The organism is Rhizobium sp. WSM409, assembly GCF_057653825.1.
Window position 1 is genome coordinate 1,185,686 of the sequence record NZ_CM172794.1, and the last position, 17,511, is coordinate 1,203,196.

Annotated in this window: 19 protein-coding genes; 14 read left to right on the top strand and 5 right to left on the bottom strand. The window is 59.9% G+C overall.

Annotated elements, in window-relative coordinates:
• Nucleotides 1-19: 19 nt before the first annotated feature.
• The gene (locus tag AC25BC_RS05995) at nt 20-601 is read right to left on the bottom strand and encodes a LabA-like NYN domain-containing protein (RefSeq protein ID WP_012756783.1); all 582 of its coding nucleotides are present in this window, start codon (nt 599-601) and stop codon (nt 20-22) included.
• Between the two features lie 297 nt (nt 602-898).
• On the opposite strand from AC25BC_RS05995, the gene rpoZ reads away from it, so the two are divergent.
• The 12 genes from rpoZ to AC25BC_RS06055 all read left to right on the top strand — a co-directional run bounded on the left by rpoZ (nt 899) and on the right by AC25BC_RS06055 (nt 11,431).
• Nucleotides 899-1,303 (top strand): DNA-directed RNA polymerase subunit omega, encoded by a 405-nt coding sequence (gene rpoZ / locus AC25BC_RS06000; RefSeq protein WP_003558080.1) that lies wholly within the window; start codon nt 899-901, stop codon nt 1,301-1,303.
• A 203-nt stretch (nt 1,304-1,506) separates the two neighbouring features.
• Complete coding sequence (locus tag AC25BC_RS06005) at nt 1,507-3,741, top strand: RelA/SpoT family protein (RefSeq protein ID WP_012756784.1); 2,235 nt, start codon at nt 1,507-1,509, stop codon at nt 3,739-3,741.
• Nucleotides 3,742-3,934: 193 nt separating this feature from the next.
• The gene (locus AC25BC_RS06010) at nt 3,935-4,084 is read left to right on the top strand and encodes a DUF3563 family protein (protein WP_012756785.1); all 150 of its coding nucleotides are present in this window, start codon (nt 3,935-3,937) and stop codon (nt 4,082-4,084) included.
• A 160-nt stretch (nt 4,085-4,244) separates the two neighbouring features.
• Nucleotides 4,245-4,835, top strand: a complete 591-nt coding sequence (locus AC25BC_RS06015) for a DUF2062 domain-containing protein (RefSeq protein WP_012756786.1) — start codon at nt 4,245-4,247, stop codon at nt 4,833-4,835.
• A gap of 38 nt (nt 4,836-4,873) precedes the next feature.
• Entirely contained in the window at nt 4,874-5,278 is a 405-nt protein-coding gene (acpS, locus tag AC25BC_RS06020; RefSeq protein ID WP_012756787.1) for a holo-ACP synthase, read from the top strand.
• A gap of 157 nt (nt 5,279-5,435) precedes the next feature.
• Complete coding sequence (gene lepB, locus AC25BC_RS06025; protein ID WP_012756788.1) at nt 5,436-6,179, top strand: signal peptidase I; 744 nt, start codon at nt 5,436-5,438, stop codon at nt 6,177-6,179.
• On the top strand, nt 6,176-6,895 hold the full coding sequence (rnc, locus tag AC25BC_RS06030) for a ribonuclease III (RefSeq protein ID WP_003546941.1): 720 nt from the start codon (nt 6,176-6,178) through the stop codon (nt 6,893-6,895). Before lepB ends, rnc begins: the two co-directional genes overlap by 4 nt.
• A 7-nt stretch (nt 6,896-6,902) precedes the next feature.
• Nucleotides 6,903-7,844 (top strand): GTPase Era, encoded by a 942-nt coding sequence (gene era, locus AC25BC_RS06035; RefSeq protein ID WP_012756789.1) that lies wholly within the window; start codon nt 6,903-6,905, stop codon nt 7,842-7,844.
• A 150-nt stretch (nt 7,845-7,994) separates the two neighbouring features.
• A complete protein-coding gene (locus tag AC25BC_RS06040) occupies nt 7,995-8,747 on the top strand; it encodes a Crp/Fnr family transcriptional regulator (RefSeq protein WP_012756790.1) in 753 nt (250 codons plus the stop codon).
• A gap of 208 nt (nt 8,748-8,955) precedes the next feature.
• Nucleotides 8,956-9,441, top strand: coding sequence for a response regulator (locus tag AC25BC_RS06045; protein WP_012756791.1), 486 nt, complete (start codon nt 8,956-8,958; stop codon nt 9,439-9,441).
• 121 nt (nt 9,442-9,562) lie between these two features.
• Nucleotides 9,563-10,333, top strand: a complete 771-nt coding sequence (gene recO, locus AC25BC_RS06050) for a DNA repair protein RecO (RefSeq protein WP_113547995.1) — start codon at nt 9,563-9,565, stop codon at nt 10,331-10,333.
• A 102-nt stretch (nt 10,334-10,435) separates the two neighbouring features.
• Nucleotides 10,436-11,431, top strand: a complete 996-nt coding sequence (locus AC25BC_RS06055; RefSeq protein ID WP_012756793.1) for an aldo/keto reductase — start codon at nt 10,436-10,438, stop codon at nt 11,429-11,431.
• A 67-nt stretch (nt 11,432-11,498) separates the two neighbouring features.
• Here the strand turns inward: AC25BC_RS06055 and AC25BC_RS06060 are convergent, their stop codons facing one another.
• The 3 genes from AC25BC_RS06060 to AC25BC_RS06070 all read right to left on the bottom strand — a co-directional run bounded on the left by AC25BC_RS06060 (nt 11,499) and on the right by AC25BC_RS06070 (nt 15,063).
• Nucleotides 11,499-12,356, bottom strand: coding sequence for an MOSC domain-containing protein (locus AC25BC_RS06060; RefSeq protein ID WP_012756794.1), 858 nt, complete (start codon nt 12,354-12,356; stop codon nt 11,499-11,501).
• Between the two features lie 9 nt (nt 12,357-12,365).
• A complete protein-coding gene (locus AC25BC_RS06065) occupies nt 12,366-13,025 on the bottom strand; it encodes an HD domain-containing protein (RefSeq protein ID WP_171815713.1) in 660 nt (219 codons plus the stop codon).
• 136 nt (nt 13,026-13,161) lie between these two features.
• Complete coding sequence (locus AC25BC_RS06070; protein ID WP_128407185.1) at nt 13,162-15,063, bottom strand: putative bifunctional diguanylate cyclase/phosphodiesterase; 1,902 nt, start codon at nt 15,061-15,063, stop codon at nt 13,162-13,164.
• A 427-nt stretch (nt 15,064-15,490) separates the two neighbouring features.
• Here AC25BC_RS06070 and AC25BC_RS06075 point away from each other — a divergent pair, with 427 nt between their 5' ends.
• Both AC25BC_RS06075 and AC25BC_RS06080 read left to right on the top strand, forming a co-directional pair.
• Entirely contained in the window at nt 15,491-15,844 is a 354-nt protein-coding gene (locus tag AC25BC_RS06075; RefSeq protein ID WP_206642386.1) for a hypothetical protein, read from the top strand.
• A gap of 138 nt (nt 15,845-15,982) precedes the next feature.
• Complete coding sequence (locus AC25BC_RS06080) at nt 15,983-16,498, top strand: superoxide dismutase family protein (RefSeq protein WP_012756798.1); 516 nt, start codon at nt 15,983-15,985, stop codon at nt 16,496-16,498.
• A gap of 102 nt (nt 16,499-16,600) precedes the next feature.
• On the opposite strand, the gene AC25BC_RS06085 is transcribed toward AC25BC_RS06080, so the two are convergent.
• Nucleotides 16,601-17,485 carry a mechanosensitive ion channel family protein gene (locus AC25BC_RS06085; protein WP_012756799.1) on the bottom strand — a complete coding sequence of 295 codons (885 nt, stop codon included), beginning with the start codon at nt 17,483-17,485 and terminating at the stop codon, nt 16,601-16,603.
• Between the last annotated feature and the right edge of the window lie 26 nt (nt 17,486-17,511).

Genomic DNA, 17,511 nt, shown 5'->3' on the forward strand with positions numbered 1-17,511 from the left:
GTTCGGGATGATGGAGAGGTCAATCCTCGAGATCGCTGACCGGGGCGACTTCGACCGGGCGTGGCGCCCGCTCGGAGGGGTCGCGACCGATTTCAGCCTTCAGAGATAAGAGATCGATGAAATGATCGGCCTGACGGCGCAGGTCGTCGGCAATCATCGGCGGCTGGGTCGCCATGGTCGAGATCACCGAGACCTTGCGGCCTCTGCGCTGCAACGCCTCGACCAGGTTCGTGAAATCACCGTCGCCCGAGAAGATGACGAGATGATCGACCGTTTCGGACTGTTCCATGGCGTCGATCGCAAGCTCGATGTCCATGTTGCCCTTGATCTTTCGGCGGCCCATGGAATCCGTGAATTCCTTGGCGGGCTTGGTGACGACTTTGTAGCCGTTGTAGTCGAGCCAGTCGATCAGCGGCCGGATCGATGAATATTCCTGATCTTCGATCAGAGCGGTATAATAATACGCGCGCAGCAAATATCCGCGTTTCTGGAACGCTTTCAAGAGCTTGCGGTAATCGATGTCAAAGCCGAGGCTCTTGGATGCAGCGTAGAGATTGGCGCCGTCAATGAAGAGTGCAATTTTTTCGCGTGGGTCAAACATCGCTTACCAATCCAATGAGAGCAATCGAAATCCGCATGGGCCAAACTTAAATAAAAACAATAGCTTGTGTTTCGATTTCGATCCGGTCCTTACTTTATGAATTATTCATATATGAAAGATTTAGGGCACGATTCGACATATTCCAAGCAACCGTCGGTGGAATTATGACATTCTCCATGGGAATCTAGCTCAGCCGCGGATAAAGACGAGGGGAGCCGGAATGAAAAACTTGTATTTGCCCGGTTTTAATTGTATCGGGCGTGTTAATCCCGAAATCACGACCGTAAAGGACAGGCAATGGCCCGTGTCACAGTTGAAGATTGCATCGACAAGGTGGAGAACCGCTTCGAGCTGGTTCTGCTCGCCAGCCACCGCGCCCGGCTGATTTCCCAGGGTGCCTCGATCACCATCGATCGCGACAACGACAAGAACCCTGTGGTGGCCCTGCGCGAAATTGCCGATGAGACGCTTTCGCCGGATGACCTCAAGGAAGATCTGATCCATTCGCTGCAGAAGCATGTCGAAGTCGACGAGCCCGAACCCGATCCGGCAAGCATGATCGCTGCCGGCGGTGTCGCCGCAGCCGACAGCGAGGAGCAGGACGACGTGCCCGAGACGATCACTTTCGACCAGATGTCGGAAGAAGAGCTGCTCGCCGGCATCGAAGGCCTGGTGCCGCCGGAAAAGAGCGACGACTACTAAGCGCGTCTGCCGGATCCCTGTCGCATCGGTTGAATGCGATCCCCCGGTCGCACTGATGCGATCCGGAAAAAGCTGCATGCGATGGAAAAGAGCGACGATTACCAATCGTCAATCTTGCACCTTTATTGCTTAGGCATATTATTGCCCATGTGTGCGCCAATCGTTGATTGGCGCGCTTTTATTTTTATCGGAGTGGCTTTGGAATGATGCGGCAGTACGAGCTCGTGGAGCGGGTTCAGCAATACAAGCCCGATGCCAATGAAGCACTGCTGAACAAGGCCTATGTTTATGCCATGCAGAAACATGGCCAGCAAAAGCGCGCGAGCGGCGATCCCTATATTTCCCATCCGCTCGAGGTCGCCGCCATCCTCACCGACATGCACCTCGATGAATCGACGATCGCGGTCGCTCTGCTGCACGATACCATCGAGGATACGACGGCGACGCGCGCCGAAATCGATGAACTGTTCGGCGAGGATATCGGCCGCCTGGTCGAGGGTCTGACGAAGATCAAGAAGCTCGATCTCGTCACCAAAAAGGCCAAGCAGGCGGAAAACCTGCGCAAGCTGCTGCTCGCCATTTCCGACGATGTGCGCGTGCTGCTCGTCAAGCTTGCCGACCGCCTGCACAATATGCGCACCCTCGATCACATGTCGGCCGACAAGCGTGCCCGCATCTCCGAGGAGACGATGGAAATCTATGCGCCGCTCGCCGGCCGCATGGGCATGCAGGACATGCGCGAGGAACTCGAAGAGCTCTCCTTCCGGCATATGAACCCGGAAGCCTACGAGACCGTCACCAAAAGGCTGGAAGAGCTTTCGAAGCGCAACGAGGGCATCGTCAAGAAGATCGAGGCCGAGCTGCGCGACCTTTTGGTCGCAAGCGGCCTGACGAGCGCCTACGTCAAGGGCCGGCAGAAGAAGCCCTATTCGGTCTTCCGCAAGATGCAGTCGAAGTCGCTTTCCTTCGAGCAGCTTTCCGATGTCTACGGCTTCCGCCTGATCGTCGAGGACATACCCTCCTGTTACCGGGCGCTCGGCATCGTCCACACGCGCTGGCGCGTCGTGCCCGGCCGCTTCAAGGACTATATCTCGACGCCGAAGCAGAACGACTACCGTTCGCTGCACACCACCATCGTCGGTCCTTCCAGCCAGCGCATCGAACTGCAGATCCGCACCAAGCGCATGCACGAAATCGCCGAATTCGGCATCGCCGCCCACACGCTCTATAAGGACGGCGCCACCAATGCCGATGGCGACATCCTTTCTCGCGAATCCAATGCCTATTCCTGGCTGCGCCATACGATCGAGGCGCTGGCCGAGGGCGACAGCCCGGAAGAATTCCTCGAGCACACCAAGCTCGAGCTGTTCCAGGACCAGGTCTTCTGCTTCACGCCGAAGGGCAAGCTGATTGCCTTGCCGCGTGGCGCCACCCCGATCGATTTCGCCTATGCGGTGCACACCAATATCGGCGATACCACGGTGGGCGCCAAGATCAACGGCCGCATCATGCCGCTGGTGACGCGGCTTGCGAATGGCGACGAGGTCGAGATCATCCGCTCCGGCGTGCAGGTTCCGCCGGCCGCCTGGGAGGAGATCGTCGTGACCGGCAAGGCGCGCGCCGCCATCCGTCGCGCCACCCGCATGGCGATCCGCAAGCAATATGCCGGCCTCGGCCACCGCATTCTCGAGCGCACCTTCAACAGGGCCGGCAAGATTTTCTCGCGCGAGGCGATGAAGCCGGCGCTGCACCGTCTCGGCCAGAAGGATGTCGAGGATGCGATCGCCGCTGTCGGCCGCGGCGAAATGTCTTCGCTCGACGTGCTGCGCGCCGTCTATCCTGATCATCAGGACGAGCGCGTCACCGTGAAGCCCTCCGGCGATGACGGCTGGTTCAACGTCCGCAGCGCCGCCGGCATGATCTTCAAGATCCCCGGCAAGACCAAGGCAGGGCACGACGGCGGCCATTCGGAAATCGACGCCGATGCCGATATCGGGCCGATCCGCGGCCTGTCCGGCAATGTCGACGTCAAGTTCGCGCCGACCGGTGCCGTGCCCGGCGATCGCATCGTCGGCATCATGGACCAGGGCAAGGGCATCACCATCTATCCGATCCAGTCGCCGAGCCTGCAGCGCTTCGACGATCAGCCCGACCGCTGGATCGACGTCCGCTGGGATCTCGACGAAGCCAATAAGTCGCGTTTCATGGCGCGCATCATGGTGAATGGGCTGAATGAACCCGGCACGCTTGCCAAGGTCGCCCAGACGGTGGCAGGCATCGACGTCAATATCCGCTTGCTGAACACGGTGCGGGTGGCGGCCGATTTCACCGAAATGATGCTCGAGGTCGAGGTCTGGGACCTGCGTCAGCTCAACCAGCTGCTCGCCCAGATGAAGGAACTGGATTGCATCGCCACGGTCCGGCGGCTCTACGAGTAAGTTTTTATTAAGCCCTCAGGGATTTGAGCGAAAAATTGCACATTTTATGGTCGTTTTAGGATCGGAATGGCGCATCAAAAAGGCGAGTAATGCAGTGAGTGCATGGCTGTCTCCATGTTGCGGTGGTGGTAATTAACCTCTGCTGGGCCTATCTTCTGGTCATCGAAACGTAAACAGAAGATGAGACAACGTAATGTTTGACCCTATTAAGAAATTCGCTCGTGCCTTTCGCGCTCCGACCACGCAGGAACGTGAAATGGCATATTTGGATGGCTCGTTCGACCGTATCGACCTCGAGTTTCGTCAGCGCCAGGTCGATCGCGGTCTGTTCCGTAATCGCTGATACCAAACTTATACTTGAGACGAGTGAGGGACGTTATGCATAACGGACGCCCCTCGGCATGAAGAAGCTCCTCTTCACAGAGAGAAATGAGGGGCGGATTTTCGAGCGGTATCATTTGCCGCTCTTGTCATGGTGGTGTGCACTGCACTAAATACCGGCCATGTTGTTTCGCCGTCGCAAACCTGCGGGATTCAAGGAAAAGATGCGGGAGCTTTTATGGCCTCGCAAGGGTTTCCTTCGCCCGATCCGTTACCTGACAATGCGCGTCCTGCGCCTGAGCGCTTCGCCGCATGCGGTTGCCGCCGGCGTCGCTGCGGGTGTCTTCGTCTCGTGGACGCCTTTCATCGGCGTGCATTTCGTCATGGCTTTCGTCATCACCTATTTCCTCTCCGGTAGCATGGTGGCCGCCGCCCTCGGCTGCGCCGCCTTCGGCAATCCGCTGACCTATCCCTTTATCTGGGGGATCACCTGGGAGATCGGACATTTGCTGTTGAGCCGCAAGGATCAACTGGCCGGTCAGACGGTGGATCTCGCCGCCCTTTTCCACAAGCTGAACTTCACTGAGCTATGGAGGCCGGTGCTGGAGCCGATGCTGGTCGGCGCCATCCCGCCGGCGATCGTCACTTCCGTTGCGCTCTATGCGCTGACGTTCTACACCGCCAGGGGTTTTCAGACGCGCCGGCATATACGGTTGATGGAGCGGGCGCGCCTGCGCCTTGCCGTTCCAGCCGGCAACATGCCGAGCGTATGAACCCGATCAAGAATTCTTAAGCGACGGAAGGCTCCGGCATGATCATCGGCATTGGCAGCGATCTGATCGACATTCGCCGTGTCGAGAAATCCATCGAGCGCTTCGGCGAGCGTTTCACCCATCGTTGCTTCACCGAGATCGAGCGCGCCCGTTCCGACAAGCGGGCAAACCGTGCCGCATCCTATGCCAAGCGTTTTGCCGCCAAGGAGGCCTGTTCCAAGGCGCTCGGCACCGGCATAGCGCAGGGCGTCTTCTGGAAGGACATGGGCGTCGTCAACCTGCCGAGCGGCAAGCCGACCATGCTTTTATCGGGCGGCGCCGCGCTGATCCTCGAATCACTGCTGCCCGTGGGCCACAGGCCCGCCATTCATTTGACAATAACGGATGATTATCCCTTGGCGCAGGCCTTCGTCATTATCGAGGCGTTGCCCGAGAGCCTCTGATCGTGACCTCGGGAGCGTTGATCGCGACCTCGGGCGCTGTTGATCGCGACCTCTCGTCGCTTTTGATGTTGTCGCCATTGCCGCAACCGGTCGAAGCCGCTAGAGAGAACGACAGAAAGAATTGCGCCGCCGCGGCGTCTTGAAGGAATAAGACTGCGTGTCCGAAAAAGTCGAAGCCAAGCCGAACGCCCTCTGGGAAAATATCAAAGTCATCATCCAGGCGCTGATTCTGGCGATGGTGATCCGAACGGTGCTGTTCCAGCCCTTTACCATTCCGTCCGGTTCGATGATGCCGACGCTGCTGGTCGGCGACTACATCTTCGTCAACAAGTTCGCTTACGGCTATTCGAAATATTCGCTGCCCTTCTCGCCAGATGTTTTCAGCGGCCGCCTGTTCGGCGCCGATCCGAAGCGTGGCGACATCGTCGTCTTCCGTTTCCCGCCGAACCCCGAAATCGACTATATCAAGCGCTGCATCGGCCTGCCCGGCGACCGTATCCAGGTTACCGACGGCGTGCTCTACGTCAACGGCAAGCCGGTTCCGAAGGTGGCGGACGGTGCGTTCACTTCGGATTACAAGCTCGACCCGGGCGAGGACGTGCCGGTGTTCCGCGAAACGCTCGACGACGGCAAGTCCTACGACACGCTCGATCAGTCGCCGGTGTCGCGTGGCGATAACACCCGCGAATTCATCGTGCCGGAAGGCCATTATTTCATGATGGGCGACAACCGCGACAACTCGCTCGACAGCCGCTTCGACGTCGGCTTCGTGCCTGCCGAAAATCTTGTCGGCCGTGCCAGCGTCATCTTCTTCTCGCTCGGCAACGACACCTCCTTCCGCGAAATCTGGAAGTGGCCGACGAACATGCGTTGGGACCGCCTCTTCAAGGTTGTTGAATGAGTAAGGCGCAGACGCTTTCTGCGGCGGACCGCGCAAAGCTTGAAGCCCTGATCGGTCATGACTTCGCTGAAAAGGAACGCCTGGATCGCGCGCTGACCCATGCCAGCGCCCGCACCGAAAAGGGCGGTAATTACGAACGGCTGGAATTCCTCGGCGACAGGGTCCTTGGGCTCTGCATCGCCGAGCTTCTGTTCCGCACCTTCGGCACAGCAGGAGAAGGCGAGCTCTCGGTTCGCCTCAACCAGCTCGTCAGCGCCGAAACCTGTGCCGCGGTCGCCGATGAACTCAATCTTCATCTCTATATCCGCACCGGCGCCGATGTGAAGAAACTGACCGGCAAGCGGATGATGAACGTGCGCGCCGACGTCGTCGAAAGCCTGATCGCCGCGATCTATCTCGACGGCGGCCTCGAAGTCGCCCGCCGGTTCATTCTGCGTTACTGGCAGGGAAGGGCGGTGCGGGCCGATGGCGCCAAGCGCGACGCCAAGACCGAGCTGCAGGAGTGGTCGCATGCGAAATTCGGCGTCACGCCGATCTACCGGGTTGATGAACGCAGCGGACCGGATCATGATCCACGCTTCAAGGTGACGGTGGAAGTTGCTGGCATTAAGCCCGAAACCGGCGTAGAGCGGTCGAAGCGTGCCGCCGAACAGGTCGCGGCAACGAAGATGCTTGAGCGCGAAGGCATTTGGCAGCAATCGCCTGCCGGAAACTGACGGGACAATGACACAAGAAGAAGAGATCGCGGCCGAAGCTGCCGCAGAAACCAATGGTCCGACGCATTCGGGCTTTGTCGCGCTTATCGGGCCGACCAATGCCGGCAAGTCGACGCTGGTGAACCGCCTCGTCGGCGCCAAGGTCTCGATCGTCAGCCATAAGGTGCAGACGACGCGGGCCATCGTCCGCGGCATCGCGATCCATGACAATGCCCAGATCGTCTTCATGGATACGCCTGGTATCTTCAAGCCGCGCCGCCGGCTTGACCGCGCGATGGTGACCTCGGCCTGGGGCGGTGCGAGGGATGCCGATCTGATCGTGCTGCTGATCGACAGCGAGCGCGGCCTGCGCGGCGATGCGGAAGCCATCCTCGAAGGCCTCAAGGAAGTCCGGCAGCCGAAGATCCTGCTGCTCAACAAGATCGACCGCGTCAACCGCGAGGATCTGCTGGCACTGGCCGCTGCCGCCAACGAGAAGATCGCTTTCGAGCGCACCTTCATGATCTCCGCCGAAAACGGCTCCGGCTGCGACGACCTCATGGACTATCTGGCGAAAACGCTGCCGGAGGGGCCGTGGTACTATCCGGAAGACCAGATCTCCGATCTGCCGATGCGCCAGCTCGCCGCCGAGATTACCCGCGAGAAGCTGTTTCTGCGCCTGCACCAGGAGCTTCCCTATGCCTCGCATGTCGAAACGGAGACGTGGGAAGAGCGCAAGGACGGCTCGGTGCGGATCGAGCAGGTGATCTATCTCGAGCGTGACAGCCAGAAGAAGATCGCGCTCGGCAAGGGTGGTGAAACCATCAAGGCGATCTCGACTGCATCGCGCAAGGAATTGTCGCAGATCCTCGAACAGCCGGTCCATCTCTTCCTGTTCGTCAAGGTTCGCGAAAATTGGGGTGATGATCCCGAGCGGTTCCGCGAAATGGGTCTCGATTTCCCGAAATAAGCATGGCAAGGATTTCGCCGGGTTGGCGCCAGCCCTTTGTTTCCGCATAAAAAATCCGCCTCGCTCATGGAACAAATCCATGCTTTGCGCATTCCTTGATGAACGGCGCGCCAATGTTGGCGCGCCGATTTTGCGACGGCGGGGGCAAGTATGGCGACGTCGAGACCCATCAATTCTTTCAAGACCCCTTGCGAGCAATGTCCTTTGCGGCCCCTGCCGCATTTCAGGGAATTCAGCCGTGACGAGCTGGAATTCGTTTCGAGCTTCAAGAGGGGTGAGCTTGCCGTCGATGCCGGCTCCACCATCCTCGTCGAGGGCGCACATAGCGCTCACCTCTTCACGGTGCTTGCCGGCTGGGGCTTCCGCTACAAGATGCTGGAGGACGGGCGCCGCCAAATTCTGAACTATATCATGCCGGGCGACCTGGTCGGTCTGCAGGGAACGATTGCCGGTGAAATGCAGCATTCCGTCGAAGCGCTTTCGCCCGTGTCCCTTTGTGTCTTCGAGCGTGACAGGCTGATGACGCTCTACAACAAGCACGCCTCGCTCGCCTTCGACATCACCTGGATCGCCGCGCGCGAGGAGCGCATCCTGGATGAGCATCTCCTGAGCATCGGCCGCCGCACGGCGCTGGAAAGAGCAGCCTACCTGATCGCTTTCCTGTTCGAGCGCGGCCGGAAGCTCAATATCTTCAACGGCCGCAAATTCATCCCCATCACCCAGCAGCACATTGCCGACACGCTCGGCCTTTCCATCGTTCATACCAACAAGACCTTGAAAAAGCTCAGCGAACGTGGGTTGATCCGCTGGCAGGAGCGCGGCTGCGAGGTGCTGAACGGCGAGGAGTTGATGGCGATCGCCGGCTGGGAAGGGCTCGGAGAGGGCAAACGCCCCTTCATCTAAAGCGCGTTGCGATCTTTCAGATTCGCGCCTCGCGCTTTAGGTCTTTGTTTTGCGCATGCCGCTGTCGCAAAACCGCTGCACACTTTTGCGCGACATGCCTGGCCAAGCAGCTTGGTTATGTCTTTTTTAAATGCAGATTAGCAGCAGGCAAAATAAGCTCGGCCGTCGTCTTTCCTCCGATTTTGATTCTTATCGACCGGGCAGAAAAATGGTTTATTCAGAAAAGGTGGCGGAATTCACCGATAGCGTGCCATGCGGGGCACCGGAGGGCAATGATGTTGGCGAAACGGCCGGGGCGCTGCGACAGGCGCCCGACGAGGGGCATCGAATCATGAGCGCAATCCGTGTTCTGGTTCTTGAAGACAGTTTGATCATCGCGATGGAGGCGGAGGATATTCTGCGCCTGGCCGGCGTCGAGAGCATCGATATCGTCGGCAGTTTGGAACAGGCGAGGGCTGCCATCGCTGCGGAGAAATATGATTTCGCCCTTCTTGACGTCAATCTCGGCGAGGGCATGAGTTTCGGATTTGCCCGCCATCTTCTCGATATCGGCATCCCTTTCGGCTTCGTCAGCGGCTATTCCGATACCGGCGATTTCCCGCCTGACCTGCAGCACATACCGCTTCTGGTGAAGCCGTTCGACGAAACGGCGATGCGGGAATTCCTGCAGAGGCTTTTCCCGGCTGTCGCCTGAAGCGGTCCATGACGGAAGCCAGGCCTTGCATTGCAGCGCGTCTTTTCAGACGCGCAAAGGACGCTGTAACGCGTTGAATTATGCAGTAGGATGGATTCGTCAGCCGTAAGGACTTCTTTCGATGCAGTGGCAGGACCATGCGATCATTCTGGGCGTCAAACGCCACGGGGAGACGAGCGTCATCGTCGAGGTGATGACGCGTGATCGTGGCCGCCATCTCGGCCTGGTGCGCTCCGGACGCTCGCGCGCCATGCAGCCGGTGCTGCAGGCGGGCAATGCCGTGGAAGTCATCTGGCGTGCCCGGCTTGACGAGCATCTGGGCGAATTTCGCGTTGAGCCGGTGACGCTGCGCGCTGCCCGGCTGATGGAAACGGCGACCGCCGTCTACGGTGTCCAGGCGATGGGTGCGCTGCTGCGGCTGCTGCCGGAGCGTGATCCGCATCCGCACCTCTTCGATGCGCTTGAGGTCATCCTCGATCACCTGCATAACCCGGCCGATGCTGGCGAACTCTTCGTGCGTTTCGAGCTTGCGGTGCTGAATGATCTCGGCTTCGGCCTCGATCTTGCCGAATGCGCCGCGACCGGCGCCCGTTCCGGTCTCGTCTATGTCTCGCCGAAATCCGGCCGCGCCGTCAGCCGCGCCGCTGGTGCGCCCTGGGCGGACAAGATGCTGCTCCTGCCGCCGTTCCTCAGCATCGAAGGCAATCATGCTGCCGACTTCGAAAGTCTCTCAGCTGCATTCCGTCTGACAGGGTTCTTTCTGCATCGCCATGTCTACGAGCCGCGCGGGATCGAATCTGTAGCAGCCCGCGACGGCTTCGTTCAGGCGGCACTCAAGGCGCTTAATCCAACTCCACGGACGCTTTCTGGTCCGAACGGTGTTTCCGTCTGACCTTCGTTTTTTACCGGTGCAAAACATCCTCCGGATTTGGCGGTTTACCCGCTCATGAGCGGCTCCTATGTCTTCACAGGACTGCCAATCAAGGAGGATCTCATGCTGACCAAGCCCGCATCATCGACAACGATCACGCTCTGGAACGGCCGCGAAATTCCGCGTCTCGGCATGGGATGCTGGGCGATCGGCGGTCCCTTCTTCGCCGGCGACACGCCGCTAGGCTGGGGTGATGTCGACGACGATGAATCCGTGGAAGCGATCCACCGCGCCATCGAACTCGGCATCCGCTTCTTCGACACGGCCTCGAACTACGGCGCTGGCCACTCGGAGGAAGTGCTCGGTCGGGCGATCGGCAATCGCGACGATATCGTCATCGCCACCAAGTTCGGCTTCGCCACCGATCCGGAAACCAAGCAGGCAACCGGCGCCTTCGCCGATGAGGCCTTCATCCGCCGTTCGGTCGAGACCTCGCTGCGCCGCCTCGAGCGCGATCGTCTCGATCTCCTGCAGTTCCACCTCAATGATTTTCCGCTGGAACAGTCGGATGCCGTCTTTGATACGCTGGAGGCGCTGCGCGCCGAAGGCAAGATCGATGCGTTCGGCTGGAGCACCGATTTTCCCGATCGTGCCGCCCGTCATACCAGCCGCCAGGGGTACGTCTCGATCCAGCATACGATGAATGTTTTCGAACCGGTGCCGGAGATGATCTCGGTGATCGAGGGGAAAGGCCTGATGTCAATCAATCGCGGTCCGCTGGCGATGGGGCTGCTGACCGGCAAGTTCACCGCCGACAAGGCAGTGGGCGCCAAGGATGTCCGTGGGGCGGCCCTCGACTGGATGGTCTATTTCAAGGACGGGCGTATTGCCCCGGAATTCGCCGCACGGCTCGATGCCGTCCGCGATCTCCTGACATCAGGCGGCCGCACGCTGACGCAGGGCGCGCTTGCCTGGCTCTGGGCACGCTCGCCGCGCACCCTTCCCATTCCGGGCTTCCGCACTGTTGCCCAGGTGGAGGAAAATGCCGGCGCGTTGGAAAAAGGACCGTTGCCGGCCGATATCATGGCGGGCATCGATGCCGCGCTCGATCGCGTGTGATGCTCTAACTCTTTGTTTTCACGCAATTCCGGACGGAAAACCGCTTCGCACTCTTCCCGGAATTGCTCTATGCTGCGGCGCGGCGCTTAAGCGCCCAGCCTTCCGGCCTCTCTTCAACGATGCGGACGGTGTCACCGATTGTGATCCTGCCGCTGCCGCGCGGCGTGACGTTCCAGCCGAAGAGCGGGCCCGGCACGCGCCGGTCGGCCGACATGCGGATGCGGCCCATGGCCGGCATCGGGTTTGGTCCCTCGCGGGACCCGGTCAACTGGTCCTGAGTCGTCATGATGCAGCGGGAGCAGGGCTTGACGAGATCGAAGCGGATGCCGGCGATCTCGATCGCCGCCCAGCGGTCCTCCGGCCAGGCCTCGTCGGTATCGACGACGATGTTCGGACGAAAGCGTTCCATGCCGACACTGCCTTCGCCATGGGCGGCGAGATCGGCATTTAACGCTTTCAGCGAGCCGGTCGTCGTTACCAGGATCTGATAGCCGTCGGTAAAGGTGACGGGCGTGGCTTCACCGGCCCATTCGGCATTCGCCGTCCGCCGTGCCTGCCCGTCGAAGAAGACGAGGCGCACCTCGCGGCCAAGCCATTCGGAAAGCTGCCGGTTGCTCTCCGGATCGGCGACGGCGGCGCTGACGACAGATTTCCATACAGTCACATCCATGCGGGTTTCAGGCCGAGGCGGCGCTACCGATATGTCCGTTTTCCCCTGCATCAGCAGCCGAAAGGCGCTCGCTTCCGGTCGCACTTCGATGCGCGCGAGGTCGGGCAACTCGCGCTGGGTGATGAAGTGCCCTTGCGCATCGGTGATCATCGCCCGCCGGTCGCCGGGAAGCCCATAGGCGTCGATGTCGGCGGCCGGCAGCGCAATGCCGCGGGCGCTCTTGAGCGGGTAGATGAAGAGGTCGCTGACACGCATGTTGTGCTCCTAGATTTCATCCATGAAGGCCGAGAGGAATTCGCGCAGGCTTTTATCGCGCGCGGCCGCCAGCCTGCGGCCGGTCTCGGTCTGGAATCCTTCCGCCAGTTTGAACAGCTTCGTCTGGAAATGGTCAATGGCATAACGCTTGTCATCGAACGGGCGGTCCGCTGCCGCCGGGTCGAACGGATCGTAGAGCCTGGATCCCAGTCGCCCGGCGATATAGAAGCAGCGTGCGACGCCGACCATGCCGATCGCGTCCAGCCGGTCGGCATCCTGCAGGATCTTCGCCTCCAGCGTCTGCGGCGTCACCCCGGCCGAGAAACTGTGCGCGGTGATTGCGTGGGCTGCGTCTTCGATATCGGCCTCGCTCCAGCCGAGTTCCGCCAGGATCGCCGATGCCTTCTCCGCCGCCAAAGCCGATGCTTTTGCCCGCAGCGGCGAATTCTTCTCGACGGCGACGCAGTCGTGCAGCAGCACGGAAGCGGCAAGAACTCGCCCGTCGCCGCCTTCTTCCGCATGGATGCGCATGGCATTCCTGAAGACGCGCAGAATATGGGCAAGATCGTGCGAGCCGTCGTCGCCGTCGGCCGCATGCGCAATCAGCGCCGCGGCAAGCGTTTCGTGTGGGGAGAAGGCTTCAGCCGCGAACATAGCGCCACCTGTCATGAGGAAGATCGTTTTCCGCCGATAGGCATCGGCGCGGAATGGAATGCGGGCGGTAAAAGGATGCGACAACGAAGATCTCAGGAATCGCAGCCGATTTTGTAGCGGCTTGCCGTGCGAGTCGCAATCGAGAGGGATCTCAGTGCTTGGCTTCAGGAAGATGCGTCACGCCGCCGTTCGGCGGCAGGGAGAGAAGATGGGGCACGTCACGCGCCGGTCGCGGCGGACTGATGTGATAGCCTTGGATCTCGTCGCATTCCTCGCATTCGAGCAGCGCCAGCTGCGCGGCCGTTTCGACGCCCTCGACGGTGACGCGCATGCCGAGCGCATCGCCGAGCAGGATGATCGCGTGCATGATCGCATGCGCTTCCTTGTTGTCGACGATGTCGTTGACGAAGGACTTGTCGATCTTGATCTTGTCGAAGGGGAAGCTCGAGAGATAGCTCAGTGAGGAATAGCCGGTTCCGAAATCGTCCATCGAGATGCGGATGCCGCGCTCCTTCAGCGCATGCAGGATCGGCAGCACGTCGCTTAGATTTTCCATCAGCACGCTCTCGGTGATTTCGAGTTCAAGCCGCGACGGCAACAGCGCCGCGGCGGCAAGCGCCTCGCTGACATCTCGCGTCAGGTCGCTGCTGCTGAATTGGATTGCCGAAACGTTGACGGCGATCTTGATGCCCTCCGGCCATTGCGCTGCATCGTTGCAGGCCCGGTGCAAAACCCAACGGCCGATATCAACGACAAGGCCCACCTCTTCGGCAAGCGGAATAAAATCCATCGGCGGAACGCGGCCTCGAGCCGGGTGGTTCCAACGGATCAACGCTTCGAAGCCACAGATGCGCCGCTGCACGAGGTCATAAAGCGGCTGGTAGTGCAGCTCGAATTCTTCATTCTCAACGGCTGCTCTGAGGTCCGCCTCCAGTGCGTGGCGCAGCTGGATCTGCGCTTCCATCTCGCTGGCGAAGAAACGTTCGCGTTTGCGGCCGTCCGCCTTGGCATGTGACAGCGCCACGCCGGCATTTTTCAACAGGATATCGGTTTCCTCGCCATCCTCAGGGGCGATTGCGATGCCCATGGAGACGCTGAGCTCCACCTGTTTTTCGCCGTGGAGGAATGGTTTGGAAAGCTCCCGGCGGATCCGCTCGGCAAGCGCCGTCACGTTCCGGGGCTGCTGCCTGCCCGTCTGCAGGATGGCGAATTCGTCCGAGCCGAGGCGCGCCAGGGTGTTTTCCGAACCGGCCGAGGCTCGGATGCGCTCGGCGACCTGCAGCAGGATCTTGTCGCCGGCCGAAACGCCCATCGTGTTGTTGATCGATTTGAACCGGTCGAGATTGAGGTGAACGAGGGCAATCTGCTGATCTGGCCTGCGCTCTGTGAGCGTCGCATCCACCTGCTCGCGGAAATGGATGCGATTCGGAAGGCCGGTCAGCGGGTCGTGGTGGGCGAGATAGGTGATGCGCTCGGCCGCCCTTCGATCCTCGGTAATATCGGCATGAATGGAAATGTTGCTGCCGTCGGAAAGGATAGTCACCATGCTCTGGATGATGCGGCCATCGTCCATCAACCATTCGCGCCGACGGAGACTACTGCTCCTTGCGGTTGCGGAGGAATGTCGCCCGGTCCGCCGGCCGGGCTTGGCGCTGGCGCTCTCCGTGCCGCGCATTTTGGCCGTGAGATCGGCGATTGTCGCGCCGGCAATGACATCTTCGTCCGTCAGGTCGAAGAGCTGGCGGAAGCGGGTGTTGGAAAGCGTCAGCCGCTGGTCGGAGTCGAAGACGCTGAGACCGAGCGGCAGGTTGTTGAGGATGATTTCGAAGAGCTTTTTCTGTCCGTCGAACGCTTTGCTGAGGGCGGAAATATTGCCTCTCAGCGCATGGTTTTCCCTTAGCAGCGTTTCCGCGCTTCTCTCGATTTCGTCATAGTCGCTTTCATGGACGCGATAGGTCGCGATCACAAGATCCATCAGGCGCTGCGCATCGATCGATCCATCGGCGGTGACGGCCTCGGTACATTGCCGCCAGAAGAGCGCTTCAGCTTTCATGTGAATGCGTCTCGCGGGACGACAGCGGAGGGAAGCGTCCTCGTTTGATGAACGTGCCTCATTTCGCCGGACATAGAAGACCTTTCTAAAATGAATACAGAGATTGATTTTGATAAGCTGGACGCCTGCTGGTGATGCGTGGACGCCCATTTTGTATGGCCCGGATTAATATTCGGTTGCAGTGCAGCAGAGACCTCGCGGCGTTAGACGTCTGTTTTATATGTGAAAAATACCTGAAATACGGAGAAAAGCGGCCCCCTGATGCTGGCAGAGGCCTGCGCTCGCGCATTCCGTTAACTTTTGTCAATCATCGTTAATGAGAAGTTAACAACTTATTGACGCACTGCGCAAATCAGTTTAACCACCGAGTCAACAGTGATTTTCCCAGTTCGTATTGCGTACAAACACCACCGGCAAAAGGCGGTGAATGGAGGTTTGTATGACCAGCACCACATCCGTTTCAGACACGTCATATGCATATCTGGCGACTCTTTCGCGTCTCGATGCCAATGGCGATGGCGTCCTCAGCCGCGGCGAACGTGCCGCCGATGAGAAGCCCAGCATCATCAAAGAACTCCTCGAAGAGGACAAAACCAGCGAGACGCAGCCGAAGTTTTCCGGCAGCCTGATTGCGCTGATGATGGACACGCGTGACAGTGCCACGGCAAGCAGCATTGCCGTTTCCTATCCATTGCAGCAGACCGCGCCGGCGACAGGCGATCAGCCCGAGGATCTCTACCGCAAGACCTACGGCCAGTTCGATTTCGACGCGGTCGCCTGAACGGCGTGCCGATCCGGATGATCAAGCCGGCCGTTGGTCGGCTTTTCTCGTTACGTCTTCTTCGTGCGATCTTCCTCGGTCAGGAACACCTTCCGGTTTGACACGTTCAGAAGGACAACCGGACGGAAGGAGATCTCCATGAAAGCCATGCGCATTATCGCCGCCCTGAGCCTGCTTGCGGTTGCATTGCCGGCGGGCGCTCAGGACAAGCAGACGGCGGTTGCCAATTTCGTCGGCAAGGACGGCAAGGAGGACGGTCGCGCGCAACTGACGGCTGCCGCCACTGGCGGCGTCCTGATCGAAGTCGAGATATCGGGACTGCCGGTGAATAAATGGGTGGCCTTCCATGTTCATGAGACCGGCCGCTGCGACGCCGCGACCCATCACGAATCGGCGGGCGGCCACTTCAATCCTGAGAAGGCCGAGCACGGCATTCTTGCCGCCAAGGGTCCGCACGCCGGCGATATGCCCAATCAATATGTCGGGCAGGACGGCGTGCTGCGGGCGCAGGTCTTCGACAGCATGGTCACGCTCGACGGCAAGACCGACGGCATTCGCGGCCGTGCATTGATGGTGCACGCCAATTCGGATGATTATCGAAGCCAGCCTTCGGGTGATGCCGGGGAAAGACTTTCCTGCGGCGTCATTCAATAGGCTATGGCGCAATTCTCAGATCGGCATCGATTAACAACAAAATTGGGAATTCGAAGTGCACAGCGCCGCGGGTCTTAAAAACACCCGCGGCGCTGCAATGTCTTACTGCCGCGTCGGCGTCGGTTTTTCGGCCGTCGCCTTGCCGTTGGACGTTTTTGCCGGCGCGGCATCTGAAGCATCCGGCGCAGCGTCAGGATTGTCGTCGAAGGCGAGTTTCACGCGCTTCACCATGTCACGGCTGACCAGCCACCAGTCACCGGTCTTTGCCCAGTAGCGCAGCGCTACGGAGATCGTGCCGTCACCAAGGCTGTCGATGAAGACGCTGGGTGCCGGTGACGTCAGCACCCTGGAATCGGCTTTGGCAAGGTTCATCAGCCTCTCCATCGCCAGATCGATGTCATCCTCATAGGCGACGCTGATTTTCAGCTCGTTCCGCCGGGTGGGTTCGCGGCTAAAATTGGTAATCGGCGTGTTCCAGAGCGTCGAATTCGGCGCCAGCCGGTAAAGCCCGTCGCCGGTTTTGAGCTCGGTTGCAAACAATCCGATTTCGCGTACCGTGCCGGCCACGCTGCTGGTCTCTATATATTCGCCGACGCGGAACGGCCTGAGGATCAGCAGCATGATGCCGGCGGCGATATTCTGCAGCGTGCCTTGCAGCGCCAGTCCGATCGCCAGGCCTGCCGCGCCGAGGGTTGCGATGATCGAGGCGGTCTGGACGCCGAATTGACCGAGCACGGTGATGAACACCAGAATGAGCAGGGCATAGCGCAGCACATTGGTGAAGAAACGCGCTAGCGTCTCGTCGATGCCATGAACGCGCGACAGGCCTTCATAGGCCCAACGACTGGTAAAACCGGCCAGCGCCCAGCCAAGAACGAGAAGGATCACCGCCCCGAGGACAGAGAAGGAATATTGCACGGCAAGCGCGCTTGCCTGGCTGAGCGCCGTTTGCGTGGCGAGGAGGACATCGGCTGCCTGTTGTTCCATGATCTGGCCCTGTCGATTGTGCGTGA

What these genes read in the sequence shown, in the direction of transcription:
- acpS (WP_012756787.1), top strand. Translation starts at nt 4,874, where the DNA reads ATGATCATCGGCATTGGCAGCGATCTGATCGACATTCGCCGTGTCGAG.
- AC25BC_RS06045 (WP_012756791.1), top strand. Translation starts at nt 8,956, where the DNA reads ATGGTTTATTCAGAAAAGGTGGCGGAATTCACCGATAGCGTGCCATGC.
- AC25BC_RS06080 (WP_012756798.1), top strand. Translation starts at nt 15,983, where the DNA reads ATGAAAGCCATGCGCATTATCGCCGCCCTGAGCCTGCTTGCGGTTGCA.
- AC25BC_RS06075 (WP_206642386.1), top strand. Translation starts at nt 15,491, where the DNA reads ATGGAGGTTTGTATGACCAGCACCACATCCGTTTCAGACACGTCATAT.
- era (WP_012756789.1), top strand. Translation starts at nt 6,903, where the DNA reads ATGACACAAGAAGAAGAGATCGCGGCCGAAGCTGCCGCAGAAACCAAT.
- AC25BC_RS06055 (WP_012756793.1), top strand. Translation starts at nt 10,436, where the DNA reads ATGCTGACCAAGCCCGCATCATCGACAACGATCACGCTCTGGAACGGC.
- AC25BC_RS06015 (WP_012756786.1), top strand. Translation starts at nt 4,245, where the DNA reads ATGTTGTTTCGCCGTCGCAAACCTGCGGGATTCAAGGAAAAGATGCGG.
- AC25BC_RS06010 (WP_012756785.1), top strand. Translation starts at nt 3,935, where the DNA reads ATGTTTGACCCTATTAAGAAATTCGCTCGTGCCTTTCGCGCTCCGACC.
- AC25BC_RS06040 (WP_012756790.1), top strand. Translation starts at nt 7,995, where the DNA reads ATGGCGACGTCGAGACCCATCAATTCTTTCAAGACCCCTTGCGAGCAA.
- rpoZ (WP_003558080.1), top strand. Translation starts at nt 899, where the DNA reads ATGGCCCGTGTCACAGTTGAAGATTGCATCGACAAGGTGGAGAACCGC.
- rnc (WP_003546941.1), top strand. Translation starts at nt 6,176, where the DNA reads ATGAGTAAGGCGCAGACGCTTTCTGCGGCGGACCGCGCAAAGCTTGAA.
- AC25BC_RS06060 (WP_012756794.1), bottom strand. Translation starts at nt 12,356, where the DNA reads ATGCGTGTCAGCGACCTCTTCATCTACCCGCTCAAGAGCGCCCGCGGC.
- AC25BC_RS06085 (WP_012756799.1), bottom strand. Translation starts at nt 17,485, where the DNA reads ATGGAACAACAGGCAGCCGATGTCCTCCTCGCCACGCAAACGGCGCTC.
- recO (WP_113547995.1), top strand. Translation starts at nt 9,563, where the DNA reads ATGCAGTGGCAGGACCATGCGATCATTCTGGGCGTCAAACGCCACGGG.
- AC25BC_RS06005 (WP_012756784.1), top strand. Translation starts at nt 1,507, where the DNA reads ATGATGCGGCAGTACGAGCTCGTGGAGCGGGTTCAGCAATACAAGCCC.
- AC25BC_RS06070 (WP_128407185.1), bottom strand. Translation starts at nt 15,063, where the DNA reads ATGAAAGCTGAAGCGCTCTTCTGGCGGCAATGTACCGAGGCCGTCACC.
- AC25BC_RS06065 (WP_171815713.1), bottom strand. Translation starts at nt 13,025, where the DNA reads ATGACAGGTGGCGCTATGTTCGCGGCTGAAGCCTTCTCCCCACACGAA.
- AC25BC_RS05995 (WP_012756783.1), bottom strand. Translation starts at nt 601, where the DNA reads ATGTTTGACCCACGCGAAAAAATTGCACTCTTCATTGACGGCGCCAAT.